Consider the following 20,367-nt stretch of genomic DNA (forward strand, 5'->3'; position numbering starts at 1 on the left):
CCATGGCCACCAGTCGCCTGCTCGACCTGGCCGGCTACCGGCAGCCGATCGATCTCGACCGGCCGTTCCACCCGGCCGCCGTCCCCGCGCCGGCCGCAGGGCTCGGCGCGCTCGCCCGCACCGTGCTGGGGCTGCTGGAAACCGATCCGGCAGCCGGGCGGCTCGGGCTGCCACCCGGCCGGGTCGAGCACCTGGATGATGGCACCAGCCGCCGGTTGCTGCGGGCGGTGCTGACCGTCCGCGCCCCCGGCCCGCTGCCGGAAGCGGCCGTGGCGCCACTCGACGCGCTGCTGGGCGGTGAGCGCACGATGCGGGGATCGGTCGACGCCTCGACGCTGCCGGTCATCGCCGAGCAGGTACCGCGGACGGCCTATCCGGCGGCCAGGTGTACCGAACTATGGCGAGGCGACATCACCACCCTGGCCGCCGACGCCATCGCCAACGCCGCCAACAGCGCCCTGCTGGGCTGCTACCGCCCCATGCACCCGTGCGTCGACAATGCCATCCACAACGCCGCCGGGCCTCGGATGCGCGACGACTGCGCGGTCATCATGACCCTGCAAGGCAGTCCCGAGCCGACCGGCACCGCGAAGATCACTCGGGGCTACCACTTGCCCGCCCGCTACGTGCTGCACACCGTCGGCCCCGTCGTTGACGGCCCGCTGGGCGCCGGGCACGCGGCCGATCTGGCCGGTTCCTATCGTTCCTGCCTGGAGGTGGCCGCCGCCGTCGACGGTGTCCGCACGGTGGCGTTCTGCGGGATCAGCACCGGTGTGTTCGGCTATCCCAAGCCGGCGGCCGCACGGGTGGCCCTGAACGCCGTCGCCGATTGGATGGAAGCGCATCCAGGCCGCCTGGACCGAGTGGTCTTCAACGTCTACGGCGCCGACGACCACACCGCCTACCTGCGGGCACTCACCGACTGGACCCGGCGATCATGACGCACGGTGGTCCCACCCTGACGGACCTGCGCGCCGCCGCGGACACGCTGCGTTCCTGGATCGGAGAGGCCGACCGGGTCCTCATCGGCGCCGGCGCCGGGCTGTCCGTCGCCGCAGGCTACGACTACGCCGACACCCGGCGGTTCGCCGAACTGTTCCCCGCCCTGCACCGCCTCGGGTTGCGGGCCCGTTACCAGCTCATCGGCCTGCGGCTGCCCCCCGACCTGCTGTGGGGATACTGGTCGGTGCACGTGACCGACATCCGCTTCGGCCCCGGCCCGCACCCCGTCTACCGGGGGCTGCGCGACCTGGTCGGCGACCGGCACCACTTCGTGATGACCTCCAACGTCGACGCGCTGTTCTCCCGTAACGGCTTCGACGCCGGTCGGATCTTCACCCCGCAGGGCGACTACGGCCGCTATCAGTGCGAACGGCCCTGCGCCCGCGACACCTGGCCCAGCAAACCGATCATCGATGCCGCACTGGCCGCCTACGATCCGGCCACCGGCCGCGTCACCGACCCCGCCGCCATCCCGGCCTGCCCCAACTGCGGCGGGGAGGTGTTCCTCAACGTGCACAAAGGGCCGGAGTACATCCCCGATCCCTACCTGCCCGCCGGTCGGCGGCTGCAGGCATGGCTGGACGACGGCCCGGCCGACGAACGCCTGCTCGTCCTGGACATCGGCAGCGGTTACAACACCCCCACCGTCGTCCGCCTGCCCATGGAGCGCATCGCCCGCAGCCGCGCGCACGGCCGCCTGCTGCGCGTCAACCCCGTCCAACCAGAGGTGCCGGCACTACCCGGCGGCCGGGCCCTGGGCATTGCCGCCGGTGCCGGCGACCTGCTGGCCGCCGTGGCCGGTCACTGAGGCCCGGCTGCGATGACCGTGCCGGACGCCTGTCCCAACATCCGGCCCTGATCCAGCCGACGGTGTACTACTCCGCTTGTACTACGTCGTGCTTGTTGTGGCGGGACCCCGAGAAGTGATCCAGACGCGGTGAGAGCCTGCTTCGCCCCGAAGCCCGGCGGCCGGGGTGTGCTTTGGCCAGGTGCCGCGCTGGTCAGCCGGAACCGGTCGGTCTGGGAGTGTCGATCCAGCGGGCGGCTGCGTCGAAGGTATCCGTCGGGGTGCTGTTGAACGCGATCGCCGCGTTGGGAGCGTGTCGTCGTACCAGGTTGACGACCTGCTCGAACAACTCAAGCTGATCTTCGGGTTTCCGTACGCCGCCGCCGATGACGACGCATTCCCAGGGCCGCGCGCGCAGGGTACGGCTGACGATCGTTTCCACGTCGTCGCTGCCGTCGAGGCCGAACAGGCAGGTCTCGACGCCGACGCCGTGCTCGGCGAATCGAGCCATGCCGGCCTCGATTGCGTCGGCTACCGGCTTCGGGTTCCAGGGCCCGGGAACCCGATACGGGTCAAGGCCGATCACGAGGACGCGGGGTACCGGGGCTGTTGTGTCCACACCTGGGACCTTACGTCACAGGGGTTGCCGCGCGTGGCCATGTGGGCTGAGGTCGACAACGGACGACTCATCGGTGGGTGCACGACGCGGCGTAGGCCGCTGGTGCGTAGTTCCACCGATGCTGATGGCCGCTATGACTCACACTGGTAACCGTCCAATGTTTTCTGACATCCGTCATTGATCGGCAGCCGCTTACGGCTGGGTCCGCTTCACCCGGTCCGACGACTCCGTAGAGGCGTGAGTCCACGTACGAACGCGCCGAAGCCCTCGGCCAGGACGTGCAGGGCTCGTTGGGCCAGTTGTCGAAGGGCGCCGATAAGTCGATCACGGATGCGATCGCCCGGCACATCAGCGGCAGCGACGAGGGCTCAGCCGGGATCTTGGTCCCCTCGTGAGCCTCGGCGGAACTTCTCCGGGCAGATCGGATCAGGCCTGCGTCCCGGCGACGCGCTCGACGGCACGCTCGATGAGTGATCGGAGGGCGCGGGGGTCCTCCCCCTCGGCCCAGGTCTGCATCGCGACGCGCATCGCTGCGAACAGGACGGCCGCCGCGAGCCTGGCCTCGTCGACGCGCTCGCTCTTCAACGACCCCTGACGCCGCGCGAACACATCGGTGGGCACGAGGTCGACGAGCGCACGCTCGAAGTGGAGTGCCTCGTCGAGCCACACGGGTGAGAGCTCCGTTGTCGTGAGCAGGAGCCGGTACGCGCGGTGACCTCCCAGTAGTCCACCGCGGAAGACGTCGACACCCGTGATCACGGCCTCGCCGCACCGCCGCGGCAGCGGCAGCCCTTCCGCCGCCTCGAACTGGGCGCACGACGCGATGCGCGCCGCCTCGAGCAGCGGGCGGAAGACGTCGCGCTTGCTCGGAAAGTAGCGGTGGAAGGTACGGGTGGACAACCCGGCAGCCGCCGCGAGCTCGGCGACGCCGATCGCCTCCCACCCGTCCCGCTCGAGCAGGACCAGAGCGCTCTGGGCTGCCTCGAGCCGGGACGCGCGGATCCGTCGCTGGTTCAGCGACAGCCCACGGTCCGGCTCACGATCATCACCTGTAACCACACCGTGTATCGTACACAGTACGCCAAACTGACAGTTCCTGCCACTGTGGCGTACTGTGTCATCACGTGGATCGCCGCCGATGTTGATCCACCCAGGAACAGGAGCGCAGATGTCACCCAACCTCTCCGGCAAGGTCGCCATCGTCACCGGAGCCGCCTCCGGAATCGGCCGGACCACCGCGGCAACCCTCGCCCGGGCCGGCGCCGCCGTCGCCATCGCCGACCTCAACCTGACCGGCGCCCAGCAGGTCGCCGACTCGATCATGGCCGACGGCGGCCGCGCCATCGCCGTCGGCGTCGACATCGCCGTGGAGGACCAGATCAAGGCCATGGTCGACACCACCGTCCGGGAACTCGGCCGTCTCGACATCGTCCATGCCAACGCGGCACTCACCTCCCCCGCCGTGATCTCCCGAGACGGCGGGATCGCCGACATCGATGCCGCCCTGTTCGCGAAGGTGCTGGGCGTCAACGTCATCGGCAGCGCCCTGACGGCCAAGTACGCCGCGGCACACATGGCCGGCCACGGCGGAGGCGTCATCATCTTCACCACGTCCCAGGAGTCCGTCCTCGGCGAGATCGTCCGATCGATGTACTCGGCCTCCAAGGCCGCCATCGAGTCGATCATGCGCGACACGGCGACCCAGTACGGCGCAGCCGGCATCCGTGCCGTGAGCGTCTCCCCCGGCCTCATCCTCACCGAAGGCATGCACTCAGTGCCCCAAGACTTCATCGACCGCCTGACCCGACACAACCTGCTGCCGCGGCTCGGCGCGCCGGAGAACATCGCCGACACCGTCGCCTTCCTCGCCTCCGACGCCGCCGGCTACATCACCGGCATCTCGATCCCCATCGACGGCGGCATGCTCCAGCACTTCCCCAACTTCGCCGACGAACGTGACGCCGCGACCAACACTCGGCACTGACCAGAACCAGCGGACGGCGACCACGCGACAGGCCCCTGCCCCCTCCCCAGATCCGGGGCCTTCGTCGCGCCCGACCGGACCGGGAGGGCGCTTCATAGACGGTGAGCATGGAGCGGTGTCGATGGCACGTGAAAGCTGACCTTAGGCCGACGGCCGGGCGAAGTCATCGATGGACGCAGTCTGCAAGATCAGACATGCTGGTTCCCCCATACGGAGGATCAGATGACGATCGGTTTCACCGAGATTCTGCTCTTGCTGGTGATATGGGCCGTTCCGGCCGTGCTGGTGTTCTTCTTTCTTTACTGGACGATCCGCCTGGCGATCAGACATGAGAAGCGGCGGGTGCCGAGCCCCCAAGAGATCCTGACTCAGGAGCGACGGGAACGTATGGCGGCAGAGCGTGCCGATCACTATCGCACCAGGCGGCGCCAGCCCGAATGAGCAAGCGCCCGAAGGCCTCTTGGCCCAGAGGATTACTTTAGAAGCTGACGAAGACCCATGGTCGGGAATCTCTTCCTGACCTGGGCCTTGGTGATTGGAGCGGGTGACGGGAATCGAACCCGCGCTGTCAGCTTGGGAATTGTAGGGATCATGACGCCGGACGTTGGCGACTTGCCTACTTCGCATCCGAGTCCCGAGGATGTTGTTGAGGTGGCAGAGCAGATGGTTGCCGCCATCGTCAGACATGGCCGCGCGGTGGCCAAGCGATCGACGCCATGAGATTGCCGCATGCATAGGCAGATCGCGGCGCCCGATCAGGCGGCGCGGGCGCCCGAGACCGCCGACAGCAGGCGCGTGCCGGCGTTCCGGGCGGCGATGCCGTACCTGGTGGCCGGGATGAGCAGCCGAGACGCCGGGGAGACGAAGCGCTGCTTGGGGTTGGTCAGCAGGCGGTGCCGGGACTCGTAGGCACGGAACGCCGCCGCATGATCGTCCCGGTGTACGGCCAGCGCGTCAGCCAGGGTCGCGGCGCCGGCGATGGCCAGGGTGGATCCGTCACCGAACAGTGAGACACAGGAGGCCGCGTCGCCGAGCAACGCGATCCGCCCGGTCGACCAGCTGTCAAGGCGCACCCGGCTGACGGAGTCGAAGAAGAGGTCGTCCGCCTGCGGTACCTGATCAAGCAGCTCGGGGATGCGCCAGGAACCCCCGGCGAAGGCATCGGCGAGCAGCCGCTTGTGCTGGGCGGTGTCACGGTGGTCGAAACCGGGCACGGCGGGACTGCGGAAGAAGAACGCGGCCCCGCCCTGACCGGTGCCGGGGTGCAGGGCGACGGCCCGGCCGGGGGTGTTGTGCAGGAGCACCTCGTGCGGGTCGAGGGCGAGGCCAGGCAGGGGCAGGGTGGCCACGTAGATGCCCAGATGGTCGATGAACCGCTGCTCCGGGCCGAAGGCCAGGCGGCGGACCGCCGAGTGCAGCCCGTCGGTGCCGATGACCAGGTCGAAGCGGCGGGGTGCGGCGTTCTCGAAGGTGACGTCCACGCCGCCGGGGTCCTGGTGCAGGGCGGTGATGGTGTCGTCGTAGAGGTAGTCGGCGGCCACCGTCGAGGAGAGGACGCGGGCCAGGTCGGCACGGGGCAGTTCGAGGTCGTCGGAGGGCATGGGTATGCCGCCGACCCGCTTGCCGTGGTCGTCGACGAAGCTCAGCCGGGTCACGCGGGTCGCCGCAGCGCGCAGCTGGGGCAGAACACCCATGCGCTCGACGACCTCACGGGCGGGACCGCGCACGTCGACGGGGTTGCCGCTGGAACGCTGGCCGCGGGCGCGCTCCACGACGGTGGGCTCGAACCCGTGGCGGGTGAGCCAGTAGGCGAGGGTGCTTCCGGCTATGCCGGCTCCTGAGATCAGCACGGTCTTCATGTCCTGGACGATAGCTGCACTCAATGCGGATTTGCAATAAGTGCCGATCGGCATTCCGTGCGATACCATCTGCGGCATGGCTGAGCTCACCCTGCGCGAACGGAAGCGGCGGCGCACCCGCCAGGCGATCGTCGAGGCCGCCGTGGAACTGTTCGAGGAGCATGGCTACGAGGGCACGACCGTCGCCGACATCGCCGAGGCGGCCGAGATCGGCACGCGTACCTTCTTCAGCTACTTCGCCAGCAAGGAGGAACTGCTCTTCCCGGAGAGCGACTCGCGGATCACGGCCGCCGTCGAGGCCATCGCCACGCGCGGGCCCGACGACCGGCCGGCCGACGTGCTGCTGCGTGCGCTGCGCAACGTGAACCGTGACAGCGATGAGATGGTGAGCAGGGTGGCCGCGCTCCGGCTGCGGCTCACCCGGAGCGTGCCCGCGGTGCGGGGGCGCGGCTTGCAGCTCCAGCTCGACGCGCAGCGGGAGATCGCGCGTCACCTGTGTGCGGCCTATCCCGATGAGCTGGATGAAGTCGGGGCGGCGGCTCTCGTGGGGGCGTTCGTCGGGGCAGTCACCGGGGCTTTGCAGGTGTTGCTGGAGACAGCGGGCGACGATCCCGCCGCCATGAGCCGCCGCTTGCAGGAGGCGACGGACACCGCACTGCGGCCCTGGCTACGCGAACAGGACAAGCTGCACGCACAGGACAGGTCGCGGGAACAAACACCGTCGTGACCCGAGGGCACGACAGATCATCCGGTACGGCACAGTGGCCCGTCACCGGCTCAGCCCAACCCGCTCAGCCCCGCTGCGAAAGTATCCACAGCCGCCGTGACCCGCGCCAAATACTCCACCGACCCCACCGGATCGCCCGGCAACTCCATCCGGCCATGAGCGGTCGCCGGTGCCGCCGATCAGCAGGGTGGGCGCGATCGCCCCGGCGAGCGTGGTCGCCAGGCTAGTCGGAGCTCCAACTTTCTACTGCAAGCCCGCTTGGTGCACTGTGACTATTCAAGCGGCCTGGCCAAGGGCATACCGGCTGCTGCGCGGCATCCTCAACACCACCGTTGAGGACGAGCTGATCAAGAAGAACCTGCAAGATTAAGAACGCCGGGGTCGAGCGTCCCGAGGAACGGCTCGTCCTGACCGTGCCCAGGTGTTCGAGCTGGCGTCAGCCGTACCGCCTCGCTTCTGCGCGCTGGTTCTTCTCACAACTTTCGGCAGTCTGAGGTGGGGTGAGCTGGCGGCCCTGCGGCGGCACAACCTCGACCTTGACGCGCGGACGGTCCGGGTCGAGGAATCCGTCTCCGAGATGAGAACGGGCGAGCTCGTGACGGGACAGCCCAAGACCGATGCGGGCGTGCGCGTCGTCACCCTGCCCGAGGTCATCATGGGTGACCTGGCCTGGCACCTTCAGCGTTTCAGCGAGCCCGACCCTGGCGGCCTGGTCTTCGTCGGCGAGCAAGGCGCTCAGTTTCGCCGTAGTGCCTTCACCAAGATCTGGGCCAAGGCGATCAAGAAGGCGAATCTTCCGGCAATTCACGTCCATGACCTTCGCCACACCGGCAACACCCCTGCCGCGATGACTGGGGCCTACCTCAAGGAGCTGATGGCGCGGACGGGCCACACAAGCACCAAGGCAGCGACGATCTATCTGCACACCGCCAAAGACAGAGACCGTGCGATCGCCGACGTCCTGGGGGAGATCGTCAAGGAGGGGCTCAAATCCAAGGATGACAACGGCGATGATCCGCCCCTTGTCGGGGGCAAGATCAACTGATCTGGCACGAATCTGGCACGCGAGTGAGAATCAGCTCCGAAAACAACGAAGGCCCAGGTCCGGATTCACATCCTGACCTGAGCCTTTGAGCGTGGAGCGGGTGACGGGAATCGAATCCGCGCTGTCAGCTTGGGAATCGTATGGATCACGCCTTGTTGGGCGGCTGACCTGGGCTTCGGGCCGGTCGTGAGTGACCGCGGTTGACCCCTCGTTACCCCCTAATGGCACGACGATCAACAGATGAGGTGTTGCGGATGGCGTTTACCTACGCCGATGTTGCCTGGCTGGCCGAAGACGACGAGCTGGGCGACCTGTGGTGCCTGACCTTCGTGCGTGGAGTCAGCGAGGTGCAGGCGCTTCGCCGACTGGGTGCCGACCAGGAGAGCATCCGGCCACTCACCTATGACGAGTTGATAGACGATGGCCTCTTTCCTGAGACGGTGCTCGTGGGGCGAGTGGGCGACTGGACGGTGCTTATCGAGGAGAGCGGGTGGACGTGCACGGAAGCCGACAAGGCACAGGCCCTCTCGGCCGGGACCGTGGCCGTGGCGGTGCTGCGGCACGACTACGCATCCGACGACTTCGTCTACGCGGTGGACGGGGAGTTGGTCACGCACTTCAATCCCAAGATTCCCAAATGGCGGCACGGGAGTGATCCCGATCGGCTCAACGACCTGATGAGGCAGGCGGGCCTTGATCCCGACGACGTACCCGGAACCGGTGCTGAGGCACCGTCGTCCGCGTCCGGAGCACTTCTCCTCGCAGCCCGGTTGACCGGCGTGGTGCTGACCCCGGAGATCGTCAAAGGGCCACTCATGAGTGGCGTCGTTGGCTGATCCGTCCACGATGCCACGTCCGACGGCCAGCCTGGAGAGGCTCGCACCACATTCCGCTGCCCGGAATCTGCCCGCGCTGCAGCACGGCTCGAACTCAAAACCTGCGGATTAAAAGATCGATCTTCGGCCGTTCTGGACAGTTCAATGCAGACCGGAGGGCGTGTGCAGTCCATCCTGAACGGTGTGGAACGGTCTCGAACTGCAACGGAAACTGCAACGGGTCAGGGAGCCTGGCGGATCTGGTCTGCCAAGTTGGACAGTGATCCAAGTGGAAGCTCGGCCTCGGTCCAGGGAGGTGTGAGGTCAGTGACGGTGTAACGCGGTACCACGTGAATATGGAAGTGGAAGACGCTCTGCCATGCGCTCTCACCGCTGGCGTGCCAGAGATTGATTCCCGGGGCCTGGAGTGCATAGGTGAGTTGCTTGGACACCTGGACAGCGGCACGCATGACCGCTGCCGCCTCATCGGCCTCGATGTCCGTGAGGTCATTTCGGTGCTTTCGTGGCACGACGAGGGTGTGCCCCTTGGTTGCCTGGGCGATGTTGAGAAAGGCGATCGAGTGGTCGTCTTCGTAAATGGTCTCTGCAGGTTCGCTTCCGTCAACGATCCTGCAGAATACGCAGGGGGCGGAGCTGTTCACGTTTGGTCCTTGACTGTAGGGCTTTGCCAATTTAGCCGCTTGTAGATCACCGGCAGTCTGGTATGTGCCAATGCGGCTGGTCAAGCGCATGAGCCAGGGCTTGCATCTCTGGGACGTTGGCGGACCGGATCTTGTTCTCGTCGATGTGCCACAAGTTCCAGTGAACAGCAAAAGGCCAGGTCACCGAATATCGGTTGACCTGGCCCTTTGTATTCGAGCCGGCGAGGGGAATCGAACCCCTGACCTACAGTTTACAAGATCTCGGTACGCGGCTCCCTGAACTGCTACGGTGCAGGTCGGAGACGGTCTTGCCCTGTCCGTGAGTCCCCGTGATTCCCCCTCTTTCCCTGGCCCCGGTCTGCTCGGCTTGTCCTGGGACGACGGCGACGGGAAGATCCGGCCCCAGCCACCCACGAACCCGGCTCTTGCTCCTGGCGACCATCCCGGAGCCGGAGTGCCCCCGCCGGAGGCACAGTGCTGTAACGGATCTCAATTACTCAATACGTCCCCTATTTAGGGTGCTATCCCTCGAAGGGGATGGGCGGTGTCGAGTTTTCGGAGGTCCTGTGTCCGAAGCGTTGTGGGGCAAGCTGATCGACATGGTTCCAGCTGCGCTCTGGGTGGTTTTTGCATTCGTGGTGTATTTGGGCTTACGGAAACCACTCAGGGAAGCCCTACCGCGAATGACGAGGATCGGGGCGTTAGGTGTTGTCGAGGTCGAGTTCACGGAGGTTGAGCGACTGCTGACCAAGGCTGTCGAAAGCAGCGATCAGGAGGAGACGGGGTCGCTGGTCAGTCGTGCAGATAGTCAGGCGGTTATCCGAAGGCTGGACCATGCGGCCGTGTACCTCAAGGGTGGCCGGATACTTTGGGTGGATGATCTCCCAGAGGGTAATTCATATCTGACCGCACTGTTCAGGCAGCTGGGCATGGTGGTAGACGAGGTCACTTCAACGGATGAGGCTTTGGCACACCTCGATCGAAATGCGTACGACCTCGTGATCAGCGACATCCATAGAGAGATAGATGGTCAGGCTGGGATCAAGATGCTCCAGACCTTCCGCGCGAGAGGTATCAACCTGCCGGTCGTAATTCACGCGGCGCGGTTTGATCCCACGTTGGGCGTCGACCCCATGATCTTCGGCGGCACGAATCGTGTCGATGATGTCGTGCACTACGTGATTGATGTTATGGAACGAGTACGGTAGGGCTTGATTAGGTGGGGACGGGCTGGGCGTGTCTGGGTAACCCACGGCGACAGGCGGGGCAGACCCCGGCCCAGCAGGCCAAAAGAAGCTGCAACTCGGCGATGACCTGGTAGGTGCTCAAGCCCTGCCAGGAGATGGCTGATGCGGTGGGCGGCCCAAGTGGCGGGCCGCGCGCGAGAACGGCCCCCAGGCCGCACGCGCAGCGTGCGGCCTGGGGGCGCGGGCCGCACGGCGGCGCGGAGCGCCGCCGCCTTGATACCTCATGAGAACAATTCGGCAGTGACTCAGATCGTGATCGGCTGGTGTGCCGTCGCTCAGGACTTCGTGAAGAGATCCAGCACGTCACCGAAGCTGCTGGCAAGGCTGTCGAGCACGGCTTTGCCTTTTTCGGCAGTGGCCAGGGAGGGGCGGCCGATGACTCCGCTGGCGGTGTATGCCTGCATGCCCTTGGTCAGGAGATGACGGCGGTCATCTGCGACCCAGTCGGCGAAGTGGTAGCCGGGGCGGATCACTTCGGGGCAGGCGTGGAGTAGGAGGGAGGTTTCCAGTTCTCCGGCGTGCATGTCCTCGTGCATGGTGCTGGTGAGCTGGGCGGCGGTTCGGGCTTCGGTCCAGTCTTCGCGGGAGGGGAACAGCGCCATGTTGCGGCCTTCGGCGTTGCCTTCTTGGACGACGTTGCTCAGGACGTAGTTGCCGCCGTGGCCGTTGATGACGACCAGGGCCGTGGGGCCGGAGCGGGTGACGGAGTCGTAGATGTCGGTGACGATCGCGTGCAGGGTCCGTGCGGAGATGCTGACGGTTCCCGGTCAGGCGCTGTGCTCATGGGAGCAGGAGATCGTCACGGGTGGGAGCAGCAGGACGGGGTAGGCGTCGGCGATCTGGCGGGCTATCAGGGTCGCGACGATGGTGTCGGTGCTGAGAGGCAGGTGGTCGCCGTGCTGTTCGAAGCTGCCGACGGGCAGGATCGCGACCTGGGCGTTGCGCTGTCGCTCCTCGGTGGTGGTCGCGGTGGGCAGCAAGGGGGTCACCGGTCTCCTTGTGGCTGGGATGCTGGCAGGGAGAAGGACTCAGAGAGGATGTCGAGCCTGGTGAGCAAGTCTGCCACGTAGGGGTCTGTTGACCATCGGGCCAGGTGAGCGCGTAGCGCTGTGAGCTGGCCGGCGACTCGGCTGGATCGAAGGGCCTGCATGCGAGACAGGGCGTCTTCGGTCACTGTGCAGGCTTGTTCGCGTTCGCCCGCTATGGCGTAGGCGGTGGCCATGCGGGTCAGGAACAGCACATGGTCGCGCGTCTGGCTGGATTCGGGCCATTGGGATCTGCCGGCTTCGAATATCGGGATGGCCGCGGTGGCCTCGCCCAGCAGTACTCGGGTCGCGCCGGTCTCCATGTGTACGTCAGCTGGTAGACGTTCCTCGGCCATGGGATGCCAACGGTCACAGATGGCCTTGATCCAGAGGAGTCGAGATGTTGGGCTTGCCTGGGGCGTGGCAGGCGGGAAGATCTGGCTTCCACCTCAACTACTTATGGCCTTCGTGCTGGAACGTCGATCATCCCGGAGCCGAGTACCCCCGCCGGATGCGCTCTTTTAGCAATGGCTCTTTGATGGGAGAGTTCGCAACATGCAATGGCAGCGATCTATCTGGTTCAGGCTTGGGGCTGCTTTCTGGTTCGTCTTCCATGGGTGGACTGGTGCTGGCGTGGTTTTTGGGCTCTCCGGATTTCGCGGTCCGATGCCTGCCGGGTGGTTGTTCGGCATGTTCGTGTTCGGGTCGCTCGGGATACTGCTCCAGATCGTGGCCGTGGTCGTGCACGTCTGGCGGGAGCGGAGTGGCCAGCGGGATCCGAAGGATGTCAAAGGCGCCGCGTAGTAGCCAGGCCAGCTGTCGGAGCGACCTGGCGGCGGCGTGCCGGTGGTCGGCGCGTTGGCCTGGTACGGCGCGGTGTGCCTACGGCGATGCCCCGCGCGGTGCTCGCGCCGTGATCGGGCCCCAGGCCGCATGCGCGGCGCGGGGGCGCCGGCGCGGGGCATACGGCGGCGCGGCGCGCCGCCGTATGACCACGCGGGCCGCGCTGATCTATCTGCACACCGAGAACGGGCGGGATCAGATGATCGCCGACGGTATGGGGAAGCTCGCCGAAGCGGCCCTCAAGAAAGAAGATCCACGGGGATCGGGCACGTAACGGGCACGGAAGATCGAAGAGGCTCGGAAAACAACGAAGGCCCGGGTTCGGAAACTATCCGTGACCTGGGCCTTCATAAGTGGAGCGGGTGATGGGAATCGAACCCGCGCTGTCAGCTTGGGAATCGGCTGCTGGTGTTGGTGGGCTGAGCCGGGAAAACAGATGTGCAGGTAGGCGGGATACGGTTCCCCGTGAGTGACCGTGGTTCCCCGCCTGTTCTGGCACGTGATCAACGTTGCGTGGGAAGCCGGACGACTGCCCTCGGGGCAGAGCGTGCTCATGGGCCTCCCGCTGCAGACCTTTCTCGGCAGGAAGAGCAGGAGCGTTTCCAGGGCGTGATACTTGCCGTCGCTATAACGTCCGTGTTATGAACTGGGGAGAGGTGGAACTGGAGCCAGAGGTCGATGAGTGGTTCGACACGCTTGATCAGGAGGGGCAGGAGACGGCGGCGTTCTACGTCGACCTGCTGGCCGAGCGTGGTGTCCTGCTGGATGAGCCCTACACTCGTCAGCTCCGCGGCAAGTTACGTGAGCTGCGTTTCCACCTCGACCGGGAGGCGGTACGGATCACCTACTGGATCGCACCGGGTCGGCGGATCATCATGCTGACGGTGTTCCGCAAGCAGCGGATGCGCGAGTCCGCTGAGATCGAGCGGGCGTGGCGGGCCATGCAGCGGTGTATCGCCGAGGCTCACGCGGCAGACGAGGAGTGAGCGGTATGGGTGAGCGCAAGAGCTGGGGTGCCAAGCGGGCTGAGATCATGAGCCGTCCGGGGGCCGGAGCGGCGTATGAGGCCGCCAGGATCCGGTTTGAGCTGGGGGAGGCGGTACGGCTGCGCCGTGAGCAGCTCGGTCTGACCCAGAGCGAGTTGGCTGAACGGACAGGCTTGAAGCAGCCGGCGGTGGCACGGTTCGAGGCGGGCGGGACGATGCCGACCATCCCGATGCTGGAGCGGCTCGCGGAGGCTCTGGAGATGCGGCTGAGCGTTCAGTTCCAACCCCTGCGCGAGGCGAGCTGATCTTCCGATGTGTTTCCGGAGCCGCAGATCACCGAAGTGGGAGCAGCCGAGCCGAACGACCCTGAAAACAGGGCCCAGATCGGGAATCCATCCCTGAGCTGGGCCTTCGCTCTTGGAGCGGGTGACGGGAATCGAAATCGCTAACGGTTCCGGGAACGACGTCGATCCGGTGCAGAACTTCACGAGGGGGTAAGCCTTGCACGAAGCTGACACAAAGCCAGGTATCGCCGGCATCATCAGTGAACTCTTGATAGAGCCATTCGTACTCTCCTGCCGCTGCACCGCTCATCAACATGCCTTTCCTGAAGGATTAAACCTGCGATGATCTTCGCAGAGGAGACCGACAACTACCCGGTCTGGGGGTGTTCCGCCCTTGAGCTGCCAGCTTGGGAAGTCTCTAACGCTCTTGGCCGATGAGCTGGCGAAACGCTGACCTGCGGGGGAGCGGGGCGAGTGACCGTGATTCCCCGTGAGTCCCCCTTGATCCCTCTGCCGGCGGGCACGCAACGGGCACGACATCCGGACTCGGAGTGCTCCGTGGTAGATCCGCCCCTGCCTCTCCTATGACTTACGACTGCCGGTCAGCTCCCCTCCCGATGATGATCGTCTGTGAAGTGAGTGCCGGTTCGTGCCCGCCCCTGTGCCCGTCCGATCACCGTGACCCGAGATGAACGCCGGTGGCTGGAGACCGTGGCCTACTCTCGCACCAGCCCCTACCAGCAGGTGATCCGCGCGGATCGTGCTGGACGCCGCCCGCCGCCTGTCCAACGCCGAGATCGCCCGCCGCCACCGGATCACGGTGGACACGGTGTGGACGCGGCCTGCGCGCATGACCAATCATGGGGCAATGTCGCTCCGCACGCACGAGGCCGATCTGTTCGAGAGCTCTAGGGGCCGCTTGGAGGCGATCGCCTACCGGCTGCTGGGATCGGCCGGTGATGCGGAGGACGCGGTGCAGGATACGTACCTGCGCTGGCATGCGGCGGACCGGGAACGGATCGAGACGCCCGAAGCGTGGCTGACGAAGGTGCTCACCAATCTCTGCCTCAACCAGCTCACCTCGGCGCGGGCCAGGCGGGAGACCTACGTGGGGCAGTGGCTTCCTGAGCCGGTGCTGGACGGAGATCGGATGCTCGGTCCCGCCGACACCTTCGAGCAGCGTGAGTCGGTCTCCATGGCGATGCTCACCCTGATGGAGCGGCTGTCCCCCAATGAGCGCGTGGTGTATGTGCTGCGCGAGGCGTTCGGGTACGCGCACCGCGAGATCGCGGAGATTCTGGACATCACCGAGTCGAACTGCCAGCAGATCTACCGGCGTGCCAGGCAGCATCTGGCTGTCGAACGATCCCGCACGGAGATCGATGCGGTCGCCGTGCGGAAGATCGTCGAGGAGTTTCTCGCCGCGGCCCTCAGCGGCGACACCGAGCCACTGATCCGGCTGCTCGCCGACGACGCGGTCAGCATGGCCGACGGCGGCGGCAAGGTTCATGCCCGCAGGACCCCGGTCATCGGAGCGATGGGCATCGCTAAGTACCTGCGTGCTCTGTTCCAGCCGAGCGATGCCAAGCGAGCCCTCGTCGGTGGCAGTCCCGCCTTCTACGCCGCCGTCGTCAACGGCGGTCCTGCCGTGCTGGCCGAGGTCGACGAGCAGGTCATCGGCGTGTTCTGCCTCGATGCGACCCCCGACGGTCTGGCGTCGATCCACATCCAGGTCAACCCGGACAAACTTCAGCGCATCGCGCGCCAGTGGGCGGCCGCTGGACCCCATCGCCCGCTAGCGGTGAATTGGTGACCCGGATCACACTCGTTCGCTGTCAGGGATCGCGCGCCTGTCCGGTTCAGGAGGTGAAAGCAACCAGATAGGAGCGAGCCATGAAGCACCGCATCGTCGTCCTGGGAGCCGGGTACGCCGGAGCCAACACCGCCGGTCGCCTCGCCAGGCGGCTGCACCGCGACGACATCGAGATCACCCTGGTCAACGGCGACCCGGAGTTCGTCGAACGGATACGCATGCACCAGCTCGCGAGCGGGCAAGATCTGCAGCCTCGCCCACTGCGCGACCTCTACGCGGGCACCGGCGTACAGGTCCGGACCGCGCGGGTCACCGCTGTCGATGTGGAAGGCAAGACCGTCGATCTCGGCGGTGAGACCCTCGTCTATGACACCCTCGTGTACGCCCTGGGCAGCGCCATCGCCGATCACGGCGCCCCTGGTATCGCAGAGCACACCTACAACGTGGCCGGCAAGCAGGCCGCTCTCCGACTGCGGGCGCGCCTGAGCGAGGTGAAGCCCGGTGGGACCGTGCTGATCGTGGGCGGCGGCCTGACCGGCATCGAGGCAGCCACCGAGATCGCCGAAGCCCACCCGGATCTCGAGGTCGCGATCGCCGCCCGCGGCCGCGTCGGCGGCTGGCTCAGTGACAAGGCCCAGCGCCACTTGCGCGGCGCCTTGGACCGGCTCGGCATCACGGTCCACGACCATGCCGACATCACGCGTGTCGAAGCGAACGGCGTGGTCACCGGTGCAGGCAGAAAGATCCGGGCCCAGGTGACCGTGTGGACCGCGGGTTTCACCGTGCACCCGATCGCGGCCGCCACCACCCTTGAGGTGTCCGACACGGGCCGGATCGTCGTCGACGCCAGCATGCGATCGGTCTCGCACCCCGATGTGTACGCCGTCGGCGACGCCGCGCTCGCCGAAGGAGCGGGTGGCAAGCCGCTGCGGATGTCCTGCGCCTCGGGAAACCCGATGGCGTGGCTGGCAGCCGACGTCATCGCCGCGCGCTTGACCGGTCGCAAGGTTCCCGAGACCACGATCGGCTACTCCTTGCAGTGCATCAGCCTCGGACGCCGCGATGGAATCATCCAGCGCGTGACCCCCGACGATCAGGTCACGTCCACCGTCTTCACGGGCCGGACCGCCGCCCGCATCAAGGAGATGATCTGCGCTAGCGCAGCCTGGAGCATCTCCCACCCGACCCTGATGATGCCGAGCCGCCGCCGCCACCTCGCGGTCACCGGCGCAGTGGAGACCCGACCCCTCACCCGGTCATGACGAAGAGCGTTGCCGGGCGAGCGTGGTTGCCCGTTCGCCCGGCCGCTGCATACGAGCGAACTGCTCGGGCGTCCCCTGTCGCTGATGCGGCTGCGCTACGGCGGATCCGCCCCCGCTGGGGCACAGCCGTCTACGTGGCCAGCACCGGTGAGTACGAAGATCAGGTCTGGTTCGACGGCACCACCGAGGACATCTGCCACCTTCACCTCACCAATGCCTGATCGCATACCGGTGGGATATCGGCAGTCGAACCGTCAATCCCTGAAGAACTTACGATTGCGACCACTGAATCGATCGTGGCATGGTGCGATGAGCACGCTGATGTTCCTATCCGCCTCGCGGAGATCGACACGGCCGAGATTATTCAGCGGAATCTGGCGTGGAACCCCGGGCGTTCACGCCCAGTAATGGCACGACGGTCAGCTTGCGGCCCAGTGGTCTACCACCCCTTGCCCTCGGCCAGGCGTTGTTCCTTCATCGCCTCGATGGAGCCGCTGATTGCGCGCAACACTGCGCGGGCCTGCTCTCGATCGACACCCAGGTGGGTATGGAAGTGCCTGTCGTCGATGTGCCCGCCGTTGCAGATCTCGTTGAGGGCGTTGTTGATCGCGAGAGCATCGTCTGGCCCGAGATTTATGGTGATCACGTCAGCTGTTACCCGAATGATTTCCACGGTGAGAATTCTGCGGGTAGGGGCGCACCTGCGCACACCCCGCCCGCCTGATCGTCCCGTTTGCTTCGTCCCACCCCGGAGGGGCAACAGCCCAGGGACGGAGGAGCAAGGCCGTCTTCGCGTGTACGCCAGCCGGTAGGCGTTCCTCGGGCATTGGACGCCAACGGTCACCGACGGCCTTGATACGGAGGAGTCGGGCTGTTGGGCTCGCCTGGGACGTGGCAGACGGGAAGATCAGGTTTCCACCTCAGCCATCTATGGGCCTAGTGTTTGAACGTCGATCATCCCGGAGCCGAAGTGCCCCCGCCGGAGGCTGGTGTTTACGCTCACAAAGTTGAGCGAGGGTGAGTTGTGTGAGGTGGATATGTCTGCTCGTGATCGGCGATTGGCTCGGGGGGCTTCTTGGCCTTTGACTCGGTCGGATCTGAGTGAGGTGCTCGGGGAGCACTTCCAGCATGTTCCTGAGCTGGATTTCTTAGGCGATGTGCCGCAGCACTTGGTGCTGGAGGTTAGATGGCGTCCGGGCCGTGCGGGCGGTATCCATCCGGACGTCTATGGGATTGCGCTGTCGGTTTATCCTGTCCGGTCTGCGGATCGTGCTGAGATCAGGGAAGAGCTACGCAGGGCTGCTCTGCCAGAGTTGCGGGACTGGGTAGCTCGTGCGGTGGCGGCTACTGAGACGTGGAAGGCGGCGTCTCACCGGCGTTCGTGGCATTGGACTGAGCACGGGGTGTTGGAGTCGCAAGAGACGTCATGAGGTGCTCAACGGCGATGCGTCGCTGAGGTCGGCGGGTTCGTTGGGTGCGGCGGGTGCGCGGTACGGCTACGGCCCGGGTCGCCGCCGTTCGGGACCGGCGCCCACGCCGCACGCCCGGCCGGCGGGCGGCAGAGGGCCGGGTACGGCGGCGCGGCGCGCCGCCGCTTGGCAAGCTCTCCACCGCGATGATTCGGCAGTGGCGGGCCGACCTGCTCGGCAACGGGGTCTCGGTCAGCATGGCGGCCAAGGCGTATCGCCTGTTGCGGGCCGTGCTGATGACGGCGGCCGAAGAGGATCACCATCATCTCGCGCAACCCGTGCCGGATCCGCGGGGCCGGCGACGAGCACGCTCAGGAGCGCCCGGTGCTCACCGTGGCCCAGGTCTTCGAGCTGGCCGACCTCGTGGGTCGTCGTCCGGTCGGCAACGTCCGCAAGCTCAAAGACAACGCCTATCGGCTGCGCTTCCAGCGGCACGGCGAGATGCGCACCCATCCGGAGGTCTTCACCACACGGGCGGACGCCGAACGGGCACTGTGGAAGATGGGCACGGACGGTCGGGCCGACTGCACCCATGACCGGCGTTTCCACGCCCTGGTGCTCCTGGCTACTTTCGCCAGTCTGCGATGGGGCGAGGTGAGCGCGCTCCGCCGCAGTGACATCGACCTCAATGCGGGGACGGTGCGCATCCGGGCAGCCTTCGTCGAGCGCTCCACGGGTGAGCTGGTCCTTGGCCGGCCCAAATCCAAGGCCGGGCGTCGCGTGGTCGGTATCCCCCAGGGCGTCATTTCGGTGCTGCGGGAGCACCTGGCCACCTATGTCCAGGAGCATCCCGGCGCGCTCGTCTTCCCCGGTGCCAAGGGCGGCCCGCTCCGGCGCAGCGGGTTCGACACCCGCACGCGCTGGGTGGATGTGGTCAGGGAGATGGGTCTTCCCGGTCTCCACCTCCATGATCTCCGTCACACGGGCAACATGCTCGCCGCAGAGTCCGGCGCGGGGCTCAAGGATCTGATGGCCCGGATGGGTCACGACAACGTGCGCGCCGCGATGATCTATCAGCACGCCGTGCGGGGTGCCGACAGAACGATCACGGACGCGATCGATCGGCAGATCATTGGGCGCGACGACGAGGAGGACGGCTCGGCGGGGATGCTGATCCCGGTGTACTGATCGAGAGCTAATGGCACGCGAAGATCAAACAGTTTTAGAAACAAACAAGGCCCAGGTCGGGAATCCATCCCTGACCTGGGCCTTGAAGCGTGGAGCGGGTGACGGGAATCGAACCCGCGCTGTCAGCTTGGGAAGTCTCTATCACGACTGGTCGCTGAGCTGGGAAGACGCTGACCTGCGGGGGAGTGCTTCGGTTGCCCGTGGTTCCCCGTGAGTTCCCCTTGCTCCCTCTGCTGACGGGCACGCAACGGGCACGGCCTGAGAACCCCGTGCGGACGCACCCACTTGATCCGGAGGAGTCGAGATGTTGGGCTTGCCTGGGACGTGGCAGGCGGGAAGATCCGGCTTCCACCTCAACCATCTACGGCCTTCATGGTGCGACGTCGATCATCCCGGAGCCGAAGTGCCCCCGCCGGAGGCTTAGCGGTTTTCAAGACCGCCAGGAGCTATCAGAACAGCAGCCCATGACCTGGACTTATTGCCCTGCGATCAGCCTCGAAGCGGAGATCATCGCGTAGATATCGCGCAACCCGCGCATGACCCCTCGACTGCCGCGCCTTCCCACATCGATGCGCGCGCAAAGACACCGGGTTTAGGAAGCGCACCCTCACACGTCCGGAGAAAAGTCTCTGACCAGCGGATACGTCATTCGTAATCGGCCCTGGGCTGTCGGTTGGGCGAGCATTGGGCAGAGACACACTTGGGGCGAGATCTTCCTCCAAGGTGACAAGCCTGTGACCTGTCGGCTGTGATGGTTACAGGCGCCTTCTGATGGCTGCAGTCGGCCCCGTGCGCTCCTACTGTCGGTGC

Annotated in this window: 21 protein-coding genes and 1 pseudogene; 15 read left to right on the forward strand and 7 right to left on the reverse strand. The window is 66.2% G+C overall.

What is annotated here, in order from left to right:
• The first annotated feature begins 2 nt into the window (after positions 1-2).
• Both ABT061_RS00310 and ABT061_RS00315 read left to right on the forward strand, forming a co-directional pair.
• Positions 3-941: a macro domain-containing protein gene (locus ABT061_RS00310; RefSeq protein WP_350911076.1), complete on the forward strand. Its 939-nt coding sequence runs from the start codon at positions 3-5 to the stop codon at positions 939-941.
• Positions 938-1,810 carry an SIR2 family NAD-dependent protein deacylase gene (locus ABT061_RS00315; RefSeq protein ID WP_350911078.1) on the forward strand — a complete coding sequence of 291 codons (873 nt, stop codon included), beginning with the start codon at positions 938-940 and terminating at the stop codon, positions 1,808-1,810. The genes ABT061_RS00310 and ABT061_RS00315 overlap by 4 nt, the downstream gene beginning before the upstream one ends.
• Positions 1,811-2,003: 193 nt before the next feature.
• Here the strand turns inward: ABT061_RS00315 and ABT061_RS00320 are convergent, their stop codons facing one another.
• Together ABT061_RS00320 and ABT061_RS00325 are read right to left on the reverse strand one after the other, a co-directional pair.
• Positions 2,004-2,375 carry a hypothetical protein gene (locus ABT061_RS00320; protein ID WP_350911080.1) on the reverse strand — a complete coding sequence of 124 codons (372 nt, stop codon included), beginning with the start codon at positions 2,373-2,375 and terminating at the stop codon, positions 2,004-2,006.
• A gap of 459 nt (positions 2,376-2,834) precedes the next feature.
• Complete coding sequence (locus ABT061_RS00325) at positions 2,835-3,467, reverse strand: TetR/AcrR family transcriptional regulator (RefSeq protein WP_350911082.1); 633 nt, start codon at positions 3,465-3,467, stop codon at positions 2,835-2,837.
• Positions 3,468-3,576: 109 nt separating this feature from the next.
• On the opposite strand from ABT061_RS00325, the gene ABT061_RS00330 reads away from it, so the two are divergent.
• Positions 3,577-4,392: an SDR family NAD(P)-dependent oxidoreductase gene (locus ABT061_RS00330; protein ID WP_350911083.1), complete on the forward strand. Its 816-nt coding sequence runs from the start codon at positions 3,577-3,579 to the stop codon at positions 4,390-4,392.
• Positions 4,393-4,614: 222 nt separating this feature from the next.
• Entirely contained in the window at positions 4,615-4,833 is a 219-nt protein-coding gene (locus tag ABT061_RS00335) for a hypothetical protein (RefSeq protein WP_350911085.1), read from the forward strand.
• 314 nt (positions 4,834-5,147) lie between these two features.
• Here ABT061_RS00335 and ABT061_RS00340 read toward each other — a convergent pair whose 3' ends face one another.
• Positions 5,148-6,251 carry an FAD-dependent monooxygenase gene (locus tag ABT061_RS00340; RefSeq protein WP_350911087.1) on the reverse strand — a complete coding sequence of 368 codons (1,104 nt, stop codon included), beginning with the start codon at positions 6,249-6,251 and terminating at the stop codon, positions 5,148-5,150.
• A gap of 76 nt (positions 6,252-6,327) precedes the next feature.
• Here ABT061_RS00340 and ABT061_RS00345 point away from each other — a divergent pair, with 76 nt between their 5' ends.
• The 3 genes from ABT061_RS00345 (at position 6,328) to ABT061_RS00355 (ending at position 8,859) form a co-directional block, all read left to right on the forward strand.
• Positions 6,328-6,978, forward strand: coding sequence for a TetR/AcrR family transcriptional regulator (locus ABT061_RS00345; RefSeq protein WP_350911089.1), 651 nt, complete (start codon positions 6,328-6,330; stop codon positions 6,976-6,978).
• Positions 6,979-7,399: 421 nt separating this feature from the next.
• The gene (locus ABT061_RS00350; protein WP_350911091.1) at positions 7,400-8,023 is read left to right on the forward strand and encodes a tyrosine-type recombinase/integrase; all 624 of its coding nucleotides are present in this window, start codon (positions 7,400-7,402) and stop codon (positions 8,021-8,023) included.
• 254 nt (positions 8,024-8,277) lie between these two features.
• Positions 8,278-8,859: a DUF6461 domain-containing protein gene (locus ABT061_RS00355; protein ID WP_350911093.1), complete on the forward strand. Its 582-nt coding sequence runs from the start codon at positions 8,278-8,280 to the stop codon at positions 8,857-8,859.
• Between the two features lie 221 nt (positions 8,860-9,080).
• On the opposite strand, the gene ABT061_RS00360 is transcribed toward ABT061_RS00355, so the two are convergent.
• The gene (locus ABT061_RS00360; protein WP_350911095.1) at positions 9,081-9,500 is read right to left on the reverse strand and encodes an HIT family protein; all 420 of its coding nucleotides are present in this window, start codon (positions 9,498-9,500) and stop codon (positions 9,081-9,083) included.
• A gap of 566 nt (positions 9,501-10,066) precedes the next feature.
• Between ABT061_RS00360 and ABT061_RS00365 the strand changes: the two genes are divergently transcribed.
• Positions 10,067-10,708, forward strand: a complete 642-nt coding sequence (locus ABT061_RS00365; RefSeq protein ID WP_350911097.1) for a response regulator — start codon at positions 10,067-10,069, stop codon at positions 10,706-10,708.
• A 314-nt stretch (positions 10,709-11,022) separates the two neighbouring features.
• Here the strand turns inward: ABT061_RS00365 and ABT061_RS00370 are convergent.
• Positions 11,023-11,736: pseudogene (locus ABT061_RS00370) on the reverse strand (creatininase family protein).
• On the reverse strand, positions 11,733-12,128 hold the full coding sequence (locus ABT061_RS00375; protein WP_350911099.1) for a hypothetical protein: 396 nt from the start codon (positions 12,126-12,128) through the stop codon (positions 11,733-11,735). The pseudogene ABT061_RS00370 and the gene ABT061_RS00375 overlap by 4 nt, the downstream one beginning before the upstream one ends.
• A gap of 632 nt (positions 12,129-12,760) precedes the next feature.
• Here ABT061_RS00375 and ABT061_RS00380 point away from each other — a divergent pair.
• The 6 genes from ABT061_RS00380 to ABT061_RS00405 all read left to right on the forward strand — a co-directional run bounded on the left by ABT061_RS00380 (position 12,761) and on the right by ABT061_RS00405 (position 16,960).
• Positions 12,761-12,889, forward strand: coding sequence for a hypothetical protein (locus ABT061_RS00380; protein ID WP_350911101.1), 129 nt, complete (start codon positions 12,761-12,763; stop codon positions 12,887-12,889).
• A gap of 195 nt (positions 12,890-13,084) precedes the next feature.
• Positions 13,085-13,228, forward strand: a complete 144-nt coding sequence (locus ABT061_RS00385) for a hypothetical protein (RefSeq protein ID WP_350911103.1) — start codon at positions 13,085-13,087, stop codon at positions 13,226-13,228.
• 28 nt (positions 13,229-13,256) lie between these two features.
• The gene (locus ABT061_RS00390; RefSeq protein ID WP_350911105.1) at positions 13,257-13,601 is read left to right on the forward strand and encodes a type II toxin-antitoxin system RelE/ParE family toxin; all 345 of its coding nucleotides are present in this window, start codon (positions 13,257-13,259) and stop codon (positions 13,599-13,601) included.
• Positions 13,602-13,606: 5 nt separating this feature from the next.
• On the forward strand, positions 13,607-13,906 hold the full coding sequence (locus tag ABT061_RS00395) for a helix-turn-helix domain-containing protein (protein ID WP_350911107.1): 300 nt from the start codon (positions 13,607-13,609) through the stop codon (positions 13,904-13,906).
• Positions 13,907-14,645: 739 nt separating this feature from the next.
• On the forward strand, positions 14,646-15,698 hold the full coding sequence (locus tag ABT061_RS00400) for an RNA polymerase sigma-70 factor (protein WP_350911109.1): 1,053 nt from the start codon (positions 14,646-14,648) through the stop codon (positions 15,696-15,698).
• Positions 15,699-15,778: 80 nt separating this feature from the next.
• On the forward strand, positions 15,779-16,960 hold the full coding sequence (locus tag ABT061_RS00405) for an NAD(P)/FAD-dependent oxidoreductase (RefSeq protein WP_350911111.1): 1,182 nt from the start codon (positions 15,779-15,781) through the stop codon (positions 16,958-16,960).
• A gap of 439 nt (positions 16,961-17,399) precedes the next feature.
• Here the strand turns inward: ABT061_RS00405 and ABT061_RS00410 are convergent, their stop codons facing one another.
• Positions 17,400-17,633, reverse strand: coding sequence for a hypothetical protein (locus tag ABT061_RS00410; RefSeq protein ID WP_350911113.1), 234 nt, complete (start codon positions 17,631-17,633; stop codon positions 17,400-17,402).
• Positions 17,634-18,753: 1,120 nt separating this feature from the next.
• Between ABT061_RS00410 and ABT061_RS00415 the strand changes: the two genes are divergently transcribed.
• Complete coding sequence (locus ABT061_RS00415; protein WP_350911115.1) at positions 18,754-19,557, forward strand: site-specific integrase; 804 nt, start codon at positions 18,754-18,756, stop codon at positions 19,555-19,557.
• Positions 19,558-20,367: the final 810 nt, after the last annotated feature.

Origin of the sequence: Streptosporangium sp. NPDC002544 (genome assembly GCF_040295965.1) — a bacterium.
Classification (GTDB): Bacteria; Actinomycetota; Actinomycetes; order Streptosporangiales; family Streptosporangiaceae; genus Streptosporangium.